A 13,689-nucleotide genomic window follows, 5' to 3' on the forward strand; every position below is an offset into this window, starting at 1 on the left:
ACCGTCCTCGCGTTCGCGCTGGTGATCGGGCCCCTCGTTTTCCTGCACGAACTCGGACATTATCTGGCGGGCCGCTGGTTCGGCGTGAAGGCGGAGGAATTCTCGATCGGCTTCGGCCGCGAGATCGCCGGCATCACCGACAAGCGCGGCACGCGCTGGAAGTTCTGCTGGCTGCCGCTGGGCGGCTATGTCCGCTTCGCCGGCGACATGAACCCGGCGAGCCAGCCTTCGCCCGAATGGCTCTCGCTGCCTGCGCAGGAACGCGCGAAGACGTTCCAGGCCAAGCCGTTGTGGCAGCGCGCGATCATCGTCGCGGCGGGTCCGATCGCCAATTTCATCATCGCGATCCTGATTCTCGCCGCGTTCGCCTTCGCCTTTGGCCAGAACGGCACTTCATCGGTGGTCGGCGGCGTAACTCCGGGAAGCGCGGCTGCAGTGGCGGGGCTTCAGTCCGGCGACCGCATTACGTCGCTCGGCGGCCGTTCGGTCGACAGCTTCACCGACATGGTGAAATACACCCAGCTCCGCCCCAACGAGCCGGTGCATATCGAATTCGAACGTGCCGGACGGACGCTGGAGACCGACGCCACGATCGGAGTGCGCGAAGAGCGCGACCGTTTCGGCAACCGCTTCAGGATCGGCGTGCTGGGCATCGCCAGCAGCGCGCCGGTAGTGAAGCCTGTCGGCTTGCTGGAGGCGCCGCTGGTCGGAATTCGCCAGACCGGCGACATCATCCAGATGACGGTCGACGGGCTGGGGCAGATCCTCACCGGCCGCCGCTCGATTTCCGAGCTCGGGGGCCCGCTCAAGATCGCACAGGTCTCGGGCGAGCGTCTCGCGCTGGGACCCATCGAGTTCGCATTCCTTATCGCGCTCATTTCGATTAATCTCGGATTCATCAACCTGTTGCCAGTTCCAGTGCTGGATGGCGGGCATCTTCTGTTCTACGCAGTCGAAGCCGTACGCCGCCGCCCGGTCGAGCCCCAGGTAATGGAATGGGCCTTCCGGGGTGGTCTGATCGCAATTCTGGCGCTGATGCTGCTGGTTACTTTCAACGATCTGGGCGGATATGGCGTCTGGAGAAATCTGGCCGGGTTGATCGGTTGATGCGGTTAAGGCAGGGGCGGTTGTTCCGGCGTCGCGTGGGCAGCGGCATTACTCGAAATCCGACTTGGGGTGGGATGTGACGATCAAGGCTAATCATTTCGGCGTACGCGCCACTGCGTTGCTTCTCGCGGGCACCATGCTCTCGGGCCTCGCGCATGCGCAGACCGCCCCCGCCCAGACGCCGCCCGCACCCGCGCCGGCGACTCCTGTTCCGGCGACACCCGCGCCACAGGCTGCTACGCCTGCGCAGCAAGCCGCCGTGCCAGCTCCGCAGGCGGCGGCGCCTGCACCTGTGCCTGTGCAGCAGCCGCGCCCGATCTGCTCGCTGCGCGTCGAGGGTGCACAGCGCCTCGAGCCCGAGACGGTGCTGTCCTATACCCGCCTGCGCGCCGGCGACACGTACACCAACGAAACCGTCGATCAGGCGATCAAGGACCTGCTCGCCTCCGAACTGCTCGCCGACGTCGAGATCGGCGGTATCGAAACCGGCGATCTGGTGATCCGCATCCGCGAGAACCCGGTGATCAACCGGGTGATCTACGAAGGCAACAAGCGGCTCAAGAACGACAAGATCCAGAAGGAAGTGAAGCTGGCGCCGCGCCAGATCTTCACGCGCACCGCGGTTCGCGCCGACGTCGCGCGCATCATCGAGCTCTATCGCCGCCAGGGCCGCTTCGCCGCGAACGTCGAGCCCAAGATGGTCAGTCTCGATCAGAATCGCGTCGACGTGGTGTTCGAGATCAACGAGGGACCAAAGTCGAAGGTCCGCCAGATCAACATCATCGGCAACGAAGTGTTCTCCGACGGCAAGCTGCGCGGCGAGATGGCGACCAAGACCGCCAGCCTGATGCATCTGATGAGCTCGAACACGAGCTATGACCAGGATCGGCTGGCCTATGACCAGCAGAAGCTGCGCCAATTCTATCTGACCGAGGGCTATGCCGATTTCCGTGTGATCTCGGCGGTTGCCGAGCTGACGCCCGACAAGAAGGACTTCATCATCACCTATGTGGTGGAGGAAGGCCCGCGCTATAAATTCGGTCCGGTCACCGTCGACAGCGCGATCCGCGATTTCGACGACAAGCGTCTCGCCACCGCGCTCGCGATCAAGGAAGGTCAATGGTATAACGCCAAGGCAGTCGAGGACACAATCGAGCAGCTGAGCGAGACCGCAGGCGCGTTCGGCTATGCCTTTGCCGACGTGCGGCCCGAATACCAGCGCGACCGCGAAAAGCTCGCCATGACGTTGAACTTCCACATCGGCGAGTCGAACCGCACCTATATCGAGCGGATCGACATCACGGGTAATCGCCAGACGCAGGACAAGGTGATCCGCCGCGAGTTCCGCGTGGCCGAAGGCGACGCGTTCAACACTTTCCTCGTCAAGCGCTCGCAGGATCGCATCAACTCGCTGGGCTATTTCCAGGATAAGTTCGAGGTCGAGCGCAAGGAAGGTTCGGCGCCCGACCGGATCGTGCTCGCCGCCAATGTCGAAGAGCGCCCGAACGGCGAACTGACGCTGTCAGCGGGCTTCTCGAGCCTCGAGCGTTTCATCCTCCAGGCCTCGATCCGCCAGCGCAATTTCCGCGGCATGGGCCAGACGGTGTCGGCGTCGGTCGATTATTCGAGCTATTCGAAGTCGGTCGAGCTGGGCTTCACCGAACCCTATCTGTTCGACACCAATATCGCGCTCGGTGGTACGGTGTTCCGGCAGGATTATAACGCGTTCAACTATATCGGCAGCGATCGCAGCACGACCTACAGCCAGGTGGCGACCGGCTTCCAGCTCGTCGCCGGTCTGCCGCTCACCGAATATTGGACGCTGTCCGGCCGCTACACGCTGCGTCAGGACAATGTGACGCTCGACAAGTCGTCCTTCTACACCAACGGCGTCTGCGATCCGCTCAAGGCGGGCCGTTATTATTGCGAGGCGGTGGGCAATCGCATCACCTCGCTGGTCGGCGTTTCGCTGATCTATGACAGCCTCAACAGCCGCTTGCGTCCGACGCGTGGCCAGCGATTGAGCGTGGGTGCCGATTTTGCCGGCCTTGGCGGCGAAGTAAGATATGCCCGCGCGCGTTTCGAAGGTGCCAAATACTGGAATGTCGGCAGCGGCTTCATCTTCTCGGTCACCGGCGAGGGCGGTTATATCCACAGCCTGGAGAAGACCAGGGCAGGCAGCGATCCGGTCCGCATCACCGATCGCTTCTATCTTGGCGAACCGCAATTCCGCGGCTTCGATATCCGCGGCGTCGGTCCGCGCGTGCAGCGCATCCAGCTGACCGGCGATCCGCTGGCGGCGGGCGGCAGCACTCAGGCGATGGTCGTCAGCGACGACAACGTCACCGATGACGCACTGGGCGGAAAGGCATATTACCTCACCAAGGCCGAACTCGAGATCCCGCTGGGTGCGGGCGCGGCCGAGATGGGGCTGCGGCCGTCGATCTTCGTGATGGCCGGCAGCCTGTTCGGCATCACGCGTCCGGCCAAGACGATCGAGTTCGCCCAGGCGACCGATGGCAGCGGCAAGCCGCTGTTCAACAAGGACGGCTCGCCGACATTGCTGCCCAAGCAACAGGTCGATGCCTCCAATAATCCGCTTTATCTCGTACCGGGCACCAGCGCAGTGACGCCGTGCTCGGTCGGCTATGGTACGGCGCTCACCAATTGCGTGGGCACGTCGATCAACACCGCCGCTGTTATCCCGCCCTTCTATGAGCCTTTCGTGGGCGATACCGCCAAGCCGCGCATCTCGGTCGGCTTCGGCGTAAACTGGAATTCGCCGTTCGGCCCGCTGCGCATCGACATTGCGAAGGTGCTGGTGAAGGCGGACGGCGACGACGACAAGCTTGTGACATTCAACGTAGGGACCCAGTTCTGATGATTACGAAGAAAGCTATTCTCGCAGCGATGCTCGCCGCTCCCGCGGCGCTTGCCATCGCGGCACCTGCAAATGCCCAGGTCGCGGGCATCGCTTATGCGAACCCGACCAGCGTCGTAGCCGCCTCCAAGGCGTTCGGCACCGCCAACCAGCAGATCTCGACGACCTACAAAGCGGCGTTCGACCAGATGCAGCAGCGCCGCACCGCGCTCGACAACGAGCTCAAGCCGCTTGTCGCGCAGCTCGACGCCAACAAGGACGGCAAGGTCAGCGAGGAAGAAGGCAAGGCCGCGCAGACCGCCAAGAATCCGGCGATCGAGAAGATCCGCACCGCGCAGACCAATGCGCAGAACGATCTCGGCCGCCTGAGCAACCCCGCCGCGCGCGCGGAACTGTTCGCGATCGAATCGATCCTGCGTCAGTATGAAGCGGCGCAGCTGCGCGTCGTGAACGCCCGCAAGATCAGCGTCGTGCTGTCGCCGGAAGTGTTCATGTACGCACCGGATTCGGCCAATATCAGCCAGGCGATCACTGCCGAGATCGACAAGGTCGCGCCGACCGTGAGCATCCAGCCGCCGGCCGATTGGCAGCCGTCGCGCGAGACGCTGGCGATCCAGCAACAGATCGCCCAGGCCGCCCAGCTCCAGGCCTATCAGCAGCAGGCGGCCGCGCAGCAGCCGCGTCCCGCTGCCGCTGGTGCCGCACCGGCAGCCACTGGCGCCACCCAGCCTGCCAAGCCGGCCGAGCCTCGGTGAGCGAGAACGACACCGGCAGCGTCTCCATCGGTCCGCGGGATATCCAGCGAGTGATGGCGGCGCTGCCGCATCGTTACCCGATGCTGCTGGTCGACCGCGTCGAGGAATTGATCCTCGATCAGCGCATCGTCGCGATCAAGGCGGTGTCGATGAACGAGGAATTCTTCCAGGGCATTTTCCCGGGCGTCCGATCATGCCCGGCGTGCTCCAGGTCGAGGCGCTGGCACAAGCGGCGGGCGTGCTCGCGGTCGAGAGCCTCGGTCTCGCCGGTTCGGGCAAGCTCGTCTATTTCATGTCGATCGACGGCGTGAAGTTCCGCAAACCGGTCGTGCCGGGCGTGCTGCTCCGCCTGGAGGTCGAATTCATTCAGAAGCGGTCGCGCGTGTGCAAGTTCGCCGGCAGGGCGTTGCTGGACGGCGAAGTCGCCACCGAATGCGAGTTCACCGCGATGATCGCGGACCCACCCAAAGCCTGATCGTCTTCACGCGCAGGGCAGGGAGGTTGCGTTGAGCGGCCCCTCTGCTAACCGCGCGCGTCCGCTGCCGGTCGGAAACCGGCGGCATTTCCAAGGAATTGACCCGTGAAAAAGACACCCATCCCGATTACCACATGATCAAGGTGCAGATGACCGACGGCACCGTGTTCGAGACTCGCTCGACCTGGGGCAAGGAAGGCGATCTGATGACGCTCGACATCGATCCGCTCGCGCACCCCGCCTGGACCGGCGGCCGCGGCCAGATGCTGGATCAGGGCGGTCAGGTCGCGCGCTTCAACAAGCGCTTCGGCGGCCTCTCGCTCGGCAAGAAGTAATCGCGCGCCGCCTGAAGGCGGCCGCTTGCGAGATCATCGTCCCGGTGAACGCCGGATTTTGTTGACGGACCAAGGGGTTCGGGCAAGGTCCGGGGTTCGCCGGGATGTCCTTTTAACGCGCTGTTAGCCGGGCCGGCCTAGCCTTTGCGGCATGGGATCGAGGTCCGCGCCCTTTGCTGCAGAATTCGAGCCTGCGGAGATCCTGGGCGAGCGCAAGAGCCTGCGGGCGCAAGTGTCGCTCGACGCCCGGATCGGTCGCGGAGGGCTCGACCGGGCATTGTGCAAGGTCGTCGATCTCTCGGTCAACGGCGTGCGACTCCAGACCTATTCCGAGCTACGGCCGGGCGTGACGATCTGGCTCGCGCTTCCCAGGATCGGGCGCTGCGCGGCCCGCGTCATCTGGGTGCATGATTTCGAGGCGGGGCTGGAGTTCGAGCGGCCGCTCGCACCCAAGGAGTTCGAAACACTTACGGCTGAATGAAGGCTGGACGAGCCCGAATGAGCCCGAACCGGGTTGCGGCTCCCGGCAAACAGGGTCATGCTCCGGCAACTTCACTGCTTTGGGGAAACGGTGATGCTGAAGGCTGTGGTCGCCTGCGTCATCCTCTGTGGGATTTCGTCACCGGTAGTTGCCGGCGAGCGAACTGGCGTCGCCAAGGCGCGTGCGAACATGCTCAAGGCCTCCGCCGCCCCGGGTCGCGATCCGTCCGCGCGTTTTCGAGCCGCCCCTCGGCCGTTCATGCTTCCTGCCAGCACTGCGCGGCTTCAGGCGCTGCCCAAGGCGGCGCTCCTCGCCGAGCAGTTGGTAAAGCGTACCGACGATGCATCGGAACCGGCGGCATGGGGACCGGGATCGACGCTGCCCGAAGTCACTGCCCGCGCCGGGGGCAGCTATGCCGTTTACGACGTGATGCGCGCACAACCGAGGCCGCGCCATCGTGAATCTGCCTTGAGCACTGCCCTCGTACTCAGGCTCGATGGCGAGGACGACAGCCCCGCCTTCAGCGTCGGCGGTGGCGGCGTGGCGGCGGCGGTATGGCGCGCGGTTCCGAGGTAATCGCCCCAACCGACCGATTTCAGGCTTAATTTCGTTTCCATGGAACTTCCGCACAAGCGGACGGAACACTCGTTCAACGCTAGTTCCGCGCTGATCCGCTATTTGAATTGCATAGTTCGCTGTTGCTGCCAGCCGCATCGGTGATGCGGCAGTGCGCACGCGAGCGACCGGTTTTCGATCCGGGGAGGACGTTTCCCGGCCGCTAACGTGGCCGGGAGACGTTCAGGACGGGGGTTTCGGTCGCCTGTCGCGAAAACCAGAGCGGCCCCGGAAGCGATTCCGGGGCCGTTCTATTTTTCCGGCGATGCCCGTGACCTTACTGGTCGAGGAACGACCGCATCTTCCGCGAACGGCTCGGATGCTTGAGCTTCCTGAGCGCCTTGGCCTCGATCTGACGGATGCGTTCGCGCGTGACCGAGAATTGCTGGCCGACTTCCTCGAGCGTGTGATCGGTGTTCATGCCGATGCCGAAGCGCATGCGCAGCACGCGCTCCTCACGCGGGGTGAGCGAAGCGAGGACGCGGGTGACCGTTTCCTTGAGGTTCGCCTGGATCGCCGCATCCACCGGGATGACGGCATTCTTGTCCTCGATGAAGTCGCCGAGGTGCGAATCCTCCTCGTCGCCGATCGGCGTTTCGAGGCTGATCGGCTCCTTGGCGATCTTCATCACCTTGCGGACCTTCTCCAGCGGCATGGAGAGGCGTTCGGCCATTTCCTCAGGCGTGGGCTCGCGGCCCTGCTCGTGGAGGAACTGGCGGCTGGTGCGGACCAGCTTGTTGATCGTCTCGATCATATGGACCGGAATACGGATCGTCCGCGCCTGGTCCGCGATCGAGCGCGTGATCGCCTGACGGATCCACCAGGTGGCGTAGGTCGAGAATTTGTAGCCGCGGCGATATTCGAACTTATCGACCGCCTTCATCAGGCCGATATTGCCCTCCTGGATCAGATCCAGGAACTGCAGGCCACGATTGGTGTACTTCTTCGCGATCGAGATCACGAGGCGGAGATTGGCTTCCACCATCTCTTTCTTGGCGATGCGCGCCTCGCGCTCGCCCTTCTGCACCATGTTGACGATGCGGCGGAACTCGGCGAGCGCCATGCCGGTCGCCTGGCTGATCTCGGAGACTTCGACGCGAATGCGATCGACCGCCGCCGCCTCATTGGCGACGAAGGCGCCCCATTTCTTGTCGAGCTTCTCGACCGAGCCGAGCCACTGCTCGTCGAGCTCGTGGTTCACATAGCGATCGAGGAAGTCTTTCCGGGGCACCTTGTGGCGCTCGGCGAGGCGCAGCATCTGGCCGCCCAAAGCGGTCAGGCGCCGGTTGAAGCTGTAGAGCTGATCGACGAGATATTCGATCTTGGCGTTGTGGAACTGGACGCTCTCGACCTCGGCGGTCAGCTCCTCGCGCAGCTTGTGGTACTTGCGCTCCTCGGTCGCCGGCAGCTCGCCGCCCGCGGCCATCGCGTCGAGGCGGGCCTGCTGAACCTTGGAGAATTTCTTGTAGACCGACGTGATGTTGGCGAACTTCTCGAGCGCCTGCGGCTTGAGCGTCTCCTCCATCTGGGCGAGGCTGAGGGTATTGTCCTCTTCCTCGTCGTCCGAGATCCGCGGAGCGCGGCGCTCGGTCATCGAGTCCTCGTCCTCCTCCTCGGCGACTTCCTCGGGCTCTTCCTCTTCCTTGAACGACGCGCCGGCGGTCTTCTCGCTGATCTCGCCGTTATCGTCTTCCTCGGCGTTCTCGACCTGCTCGGCCGACGGTCCCTTGGAGAGCATCGCATCGAGATCGAGGATTTCGCGCAGCTGCATCGTGCCTTCGTTGAGCGCGTTCGACCAGCCGATGATCGCATTGAAAGTGATCGGCGACTCGCAGAGTCCGAGGATCATCGTGTCGCGGCCGGCCTCGATGCGCTTGGCGATCGCGATCTCGCCTTCACGGCTGAGCAGCTCGACCGCGCCCATCTCGCGAAGATACATGCGGACGGGATCGTCGGTGCGATCGATCGTCTCCTTCTTCTTCGCGGCTTCGAAGGCAGGCGCCGAATCGTCGTTGCCATCGGCGGCATCGACTTCGTCCGGAGTATCGTCCTCGGCCTGATCGTCCTCGCCGCCTTCTTCGTTCTCGACGACGTTGATGCCCATGTCGTTGAGCGCCGACATCACGTCCTCGATCTGCTCCGAGGACATCTGGTCCTGCGGCAGCATCTCGTTCAATTGATCGACGGTGATGTAGCCGCGCTTCTTCGCACGGGCGACAAGCTTCTTGAGCGTGCCTTCGTTGAGATCGATCAGCGGAGCGTCACCCACGTCAATCGCCGTGTCTTCGCCGCTGCCGCCGCCATTAGCCTTCGCCATCAATAACCCTCGAAATCCAGATGGCGGCATTATACGCCGCCCTAATCGTCGAATTCTTCTTCGTCCGCAAGCATCAGATTCGCAAGCCGCGCTTCGAGCTCCTGGCGCTTCCGCGAAAGCGCCACCTGACGGGTGAACGCTTCCTCCGAGCCGTCCCTGCTCAACGCCGCGGTTGCCTCGGCGAGCGCAGCATCGACCGCCGGCCGTGCCACCATCACCGCTATAGCCTCGTTCAAGTCTTCACGCGCTCTCGCTTCGTCCGCCTGAGAGCGTGTGAAGGAGAAAGGAAGCGTGTCGGCTCTCAAGAGGTCGCTTGCCACAGAATCAAATCCGGATCGCGCCAATATGGTGAGGACTTTGCCGCTATCAAGCTGCCGGTCCTCCAGCGCGACGTCGATCACAGCCTCGAACAACTTGCCGAGCGCCCCCGAGGCGCTGCGCAGCGACCCCAGCACCTCCATATGGCGCGCGATCTCGGCAGGATGGCGGATCAGCCCGGCGAGCACTGCCTTGGCGAGCACCGGGTCGATCCCGCCCGAACGCACGTCGCGCATCGTAACGCCCGGCATGGCCTCGGGGGCTTCCAAGGGCCTTTCTGGCGCGTACGAGGGTTCTGCGGCCGGAATTCGCGCGGCTGACGCGCAAACAGTTCGTCGAAACGGCGCCGGAACTCGGCCTGATACTCCGATTTGACGTTGGGATCGGCGATCGTCTGGGCGAGCTCGCTGAGCCGGCGCTTGAGCCCGGCGCGGCGCTCGGGGGTGTCGAGCGGCTCCGCAGCTACTTCGCTCTGCCAGATCCGGTCGACCAGCGGCTGCGGTGCCCTGAGCAATGCCTCGAACGCCGCTGCGCCCTTGGTACGGACGAGATCGTCGGGATCGAGGCCGTCGGGCAAGGTCACGAAGGTGAGGCTGCGGCCCGGCTGGAGCATCGGCAGCGCACGGTGAGCGGCCCGAAGTGCCGCCTTCTGCCCGGCCGAATCGCCGTCGAAGCAGAGCAGGGGCTCGTCGGCCATCCGCCACAGCCGCTCGAGCTGGTGTTCGGTGAGCGCGGTGCCGAGCGGGGCGACGGCCTCGCCGAACCCCGCCTGAGCGAGCGCGATCACGTCCATATAGCCTTCGACTGCGATGATCCGGTCGGCCTTACGCGCCGCAGCCTGCGCGCGATCGAGATTGTAGAGCGTGCGGCCCTTGTCGAAGAGCGGGGTTTCGGGGGAATTGAGGTATTTCGGCTCGCCATCGCCGATGATCCGCCCTCCGAACGCGATCGTGCGGCCGCGGACGTCGCGGATCGGGATCATCAGCCGGCCGCGGAACCGGTCGTACGGCTCCTTCTCCTCGACCTGGATCAGCATGCCGGCCTCTACCAGCATCGCATCGCCATAGCCCTTGAGCGCTTCCTTGAGCTTGCCGCGCGAGATCGGGGGCGAAGCCGAGGCCGAAGGAACGTGCGATCTCCTCGGTGATCCCACGGCGCTTGAGTACGTTACGCGCCTCGGCGCCCTCGATCCCGTTCAACTTGTCGACGAACCACGCCGCGGCATCGGCCATCGCCTCGTGCAGCCCCTTGGCGCGCTCGGCCTGTTCGGCGGAGCGGCGGTCCTGCTCGGGCATTTCCATGCCCGCGGCCTGGGCCAGCTCCTTCACTGCGTCGATGAAGGGCAGCCCGCGCTGGTCGGTCATCCAGCGGATCGCATCGCCATGCGCCGAGCAGCCGAAGCAGTGATAAAAGCCCTTGTCGTCGTTGACGTAGAAGCTGGGGGTCTTTTCCTGGTGGAACGGGCAGCAGGCACGGAACTCGCGGCCGGCTTTCTGCAGCTTCACCGTCTTGGCGATGAGGCCGGAGAGGAGCGTGCGGGCGCGAAGCTCGTCGAGGAATTGGGGGTTAGGGACATGTCTGGTCCCGAGAGTCAGATTTCTCGACTTCGCTCGAAATGAACGGGGAAAGTGCTTCGATTACTCCCTCAGCGTTCGTCTCGAGCGAAGTCGAGAAACGCTCCTTCGGCGGACGGGCAAAAAAGCCGATCCGCTTCCAGTCACCGGCGATCAGCGCCTCCTTCTTCGCGCGGGACCAGCCGCCGACGATGCGCTCCACTTCCAGCGCTTCGATCCGGCTGACGAACGCTTCGCTCCACACCAGTTCGATGGGGAGGCGGTGCGATGTGTATCCACAAATACCGCTCAGATGCTCGCCAATCCGGCGTTCGAGATTATCGGTGTGGCCGGTATAATACCGGCCGTCCGAACATCTCAGCATGTAGGCCCAGAACGCCATTTTGGTCCGTATCCCCTCCGTTCGCTTCGAGCGTTGTCGAGAAGCCTGTCCCAAGTCTCCGTTTCTCGACTGCGCTCGAAACGAACGGAGGGGATGTGAGCCCCTCAGCTCAAAGCCGCCTTCACCGCCGCACTCGCCTTACTCATATCCAGCGTGGTCGCATGTCGCGCCTTGAGCTCTGCCATCACGCGGCCCATGTCCTTCATGCCGCTGGCGCCCAGCTCGGCCTTGATCGCCTCGATCGCCGCGCTGGTCTCCTCGGCACTCATCTGCTTCGGCAGGAAGCGCTCGATCACTGCGACTTCGGCCGCCTCCGCGTCGGCGAGTTCCTGGCGGCCGCCCTTGGTGTACATCTCGATCGATTCGCGGCGCTGCTTGACCATCTTCTGGAGCACTTCGACCACCAGGGCGTCGTCGTCCTCCGGCGCCTTGCCGGTGCGCGCCTCGATGTCGCGATTCTTGATCGCCGACTGGATGAGGGTGATGGCCCCGCGGCTCGCCTTGTCACCGGCCTTCATGGCGGTGATCTGCGCGGCCTTGATATCGTCGCGAGATCATGATGTCTCTCGATAATCGGAAAGCGATCAGCACTAGCCGATGCCGCCGCATCCGTGAACCGGTTGACGCGAGGCGGGCAGGGGTCTAGCCGCCACCACTTAGCGACATCGTCACAAACCCAAATGGAGCGCCACCCTTAAATGGCCGAAGCCAAACCCATGTCTGCGCCTCCCGGAGCCACGGGAGTATTGGTACTGGCGTCGGGGGACGTGGTGTGGGGACGAGGATTCGGCGCCGAGGGGCAGGCGGTCGGCGAAGTGTGCTTCCACACCGCGATGACCGGCTATCAGGAGATCATGACCGATCCGAGCTTCGCCGGTCAGATCATCAATTTCACCTTTCCGCATATCGGCAATGTCGGCGCCAATCCCGACGATGTCGAAGCGGACGAGCCGCATGCGCTGGGCATGATCGTCCGCGAGGACGTGACCGAGCCGAGCAATTTCCGCAGCAACGAGCATCTCGATGCGTGGATGAAGAAGCACGCGCGGATCGGGCTCGCCGGGATCGACACGCGGGCGCTGACCCGGCGCATCCGCACCGGCGGCGCGCCCAACGGCGTGATCGCGCATTCGGCCTCGGGCGAGTTCGACATTCCCGTGCTGCTCCAGATGGCGCGCGAATGGCCGGGGCTGGAGGGCATGGACCTCGCCATCACGGTCACCGCCGAGACCCATTTCGGCTGGGAAGGCGGCGTGTGGCGATTGGGAGCCGGATACGAAAAGTCACGCCAGGGTCACACTGGTGCACCAAAGCGCCCGCACGTCGTTGCGATCGATTATGGCAGTAAGCACAATATCTTCCGAAACATTGTTCAGGCCGGAGCTGAAGTAACCGTGCTGCCGGCGACGGCGACGTTCGAGCAGGCGATGTCGTTCGCGCCCGACGGCTTCTTCCTCTCCAACGGCCCGGGCGACCCCGCCGCAACCGCCGAATATGCCGTGCCGGTGATCCGCGAGATGCTCGACAGCGGCAAGCCGGTGTTCGGTATCTGCCTCGGCCACCAGTTGATGGCGCTGGCGGTGGGCGCCGAGACCTCGAAGATGTTCCAGGGCCATCGCGGCGCCAACCACCCGGTCAAGCGGCTGAGCGACGGCGCGGTCGAGATCACCAGCATGAACCACGGCTTCGCGGTGCTGGGCGAGACGCTGCCGGAGAACGCGCGCGAGACGCATGTGTCGCTGTTCGACGGGTCGAATGCGGGCTTCGAACTGACCGACCGGCCGGCGTTTGCCGTGCAATACCATCCCGAAGCCAGCCCGGGGCCGCAGGACAGCCTGTACCTGTTCGAGCGGTTCGTGGGGATGATGAATGCCTGACAATGATCAAACATCCGTTCTAAGTGTTTGGGAAATCCGGGTGCTAAGGGGAGTAATTGAAGTTGGCTTCGATGATCGGGCGCACTATGCGTATAATGATGAGTTACGGTCGATTGGCTGGATAACTAGCGGAAGGTTGTCAGCTCATTTGAGATCAGAGAGCTTTATAACTCGTAAATCACTAAGGCGACTCGCTGATTCCGGATATCTAGATCGAGCGTATCGCGACGAAGTTGAGTATTTTAGAATTAATGCCGTTGGTCGCGCCGCTCTAACTCCTCCCGACGAACTTGAAGCACCGTCTGCTTTTAGTTTGACCAAATTTGGGTTAGTGAATGATGAACAAGTTACGAAAATTATAAGAATACTTAGTCAAATTGAAGATTTATCCGAATCCACCCAGGATAATCTACAAAGATCGCAAATATCTGGCTTGGTAAGAAGTTTGAATATTCTGATTCAGCTTCCTCAGGTCCCAAAGGAAGGCATTTTGGCTCTGCTTCGTGACCCAGCATTTGCTAATATCGTGCAATTGGGAACTTTTTGGCGGCGATTGTCGCTGCGGTGAAGTG

Annotated in this window: 11 protein-coding genes and 2 pseudogenes; 9 read left to right on the forward strand and 4 right to left on the reverse strand. The window is 63.3% G+C overall.

Annotation, left to right across the window (positions count from 1 at the left end):
• Positions 1-21: 21 nt before the first annotated feature.
• The 7 genes and pseudogenes from rseP (at position 22) to PIB19_RS03770 (ending at position 6,610) form a co-directional block, all read left to right on the forward strand.
• The gene (gene rseP, locus PIB19_RS03740) at positions 22-1,107 is read left to right on the forward strand and encodes an RIP metalloprotease RseP (RefSeq protein ID WP_271239724.1); all 1,086 of its coding nucleotides are present in this window, start codon (positions 22-24) and stop codon (positions 1,105-1,107) included.
• Positions 1,108-1,243: 136 nt separating this feature from the next.
• Positions 1,244-3,988 carry an outer membrane protein assembly factor BamA gene (bamA, locus tag PIB19_RS03745; protein ID WP_271240904.1) on the forward strand — a complete coding sequence of 915 codons (2,745 nt, stop codon included), beginning with the start codon at positions 1,244-1,246 and terminating at the stop codon, positions 3,986-3,988.
• A complete protein-coding gene (locus PIB19_RS03750) occupies positions 3,988-4,743 on the forward strand; it encodes an OmpH family outer membrane protein (protein ID WP_271239725.1) in 756 nt (251 codons plus the stop codon). The genes bamA and PIB19_RS03750 overlap by 1 nt, the downstream gene beginning before the upstream one ends.
• A gap of 53 nt (positions 4,744-4,796) precedes the next feature.
• Positions 4,797-5,218, forward strand: a pseudogene (gene fabZ, locus PIB19_RS03755) (3-hydroxyacyl-ACP dehydratase FabZ).
• 134 nt (positions 5,219-5,352) lie between these two features.
• Positions 5,353-5,553: a 50S ribosomal protein L31 gene (gene rpmE, locus PIB19_RS03760; RefSeq protein WP_271240905.1), complete on the forward strand. Its 201-nt coding sequence runs from the start codon at positions 5,353-5,355 to the stop codon at positions 5,551-5,553.
• Positions 5,554-5,704: 151 nt separating this feature from the next.
• Positions 5,705-6,034: a PilZ domain-containing protein gene (locus PIB19_RS03765; protein WP_271239726.1), complete on the forward strand. Its 330-nt coding sequence runs from the start codon at positions 5,705-5,707 to the stop codon at positions 6,032-6,034.
• A 93-nt stretch (positions 6,035-6,127) separates the two neighbouring features.
• Positions 6,128-6,610, forward strand: a complete 483-nt coding sequence (locus tag PIB19_RS03770) for a hypothetical protein (protein ID WP_271239727.1) — start codon at positions 6,128-6,130, stop codon at positions 6,608-6,610.
• A gap of 316 nt (positions 6,611-6,926) precedes the next feature.
• On the opposite strand, the gene rpoD is transcribed toward PIB19_RS03770, so the two are convergent.
• The 4 genes and pseudogenes from rpoD to PIB19_RS03790 form a co-directional block, all read right to left on the reverse strand.
• Positions 6,927-8,966, reverse strand: a complete 2,040-nt coding sequence (gene rpoD, locus PIB19_RS03775; RefSeq protein ID WP_271239728.1) for an RNA polymerase sigma factor RpoD — start codon at positions 8,964-8,966, stop codon at positions 6,927-6,929.
• A gap of 41 nt (positions 8,967-9,007) precedes the next feature.
• Positions 9,008-10,879 (reverse strand): annotated as a pseudogene (dnaG, locus tag PIB19_RS03780) (DNA primase).
• The gene (locus PIB19_RS03785; RefSeq protein ID WP_271239729.1) at positions 10,851-11,240 is read right to left on the reverse strand and encodes a GIY-YIG nuclease family protein; all 390 of its coding nucleotides are present in this window, start codon (positions 11,238-11,240) and stop codon (positions 10,851-10,853) included. The pseudogene dnaG and the gene PIB19_RS03785 overlap by 29 nt, the downstream one beginning before the upstream one ends.
• Before the next feature lie 104 nt (positions 11,241-11,344).
• On the reverse strand, positions 11,345-11,758 hold the full coding sequence (locus PIB19_RS03790) for a GatB/YqeY domain-containing protein (RefSeq protein ID WP_271239730.1): 414 nt from the start codon (positions 11,756-11,758) through the stop codon (positions 11,345-11,347).
• Positions 11,759-11,938: 180 nt separating this feature from the next.
• On the opposite strand from PIB19_RS03790, the gene carA reads away from it, so the two are divergent.
• Together carA and PIB19_RS03800 are read left to right on the forward strand one after the other, a co-directional pair.
• Positions 11,939-13,117, forward strand: a complete 1,179-nt coding sequence (gene carA, locus PIB19_RS03795) for a glutamine-hydrolyzing carbamoyl-phosphate synthase small subunit (protein ID WP_271239731.1) — start codon at positions 11,939-11,941, stop codon at positions 13,115-13,117.
• Positions 13,110-13,685, forward strand: a complete 576-nt coding sequence (locus tag PIB19_RS03800; RefSeq protein ID WP_271239732.1) for a hypothetical protein — start codon at positions 13,110-13,112, stop codon at positions 13,683-13,685. The genes carA and PIB19_RS03800 overlap by 8 nt, the downstream gene beginning before the upstream one ends.
• Positions 13,686-13,689: the final 4 nt, after the last annotated feature.

Origin of the sequence: Sphingomonas sp. 7/4-4 (assembly GCF_027941955.1) — a bacterium.
Taxonomy (GTDB): domain Bacteria; phylum Pseudomonadota; class Alphaproteobacteria; order Sphingomonadales; family Sphingomonadaceae; genus Sphingomonas.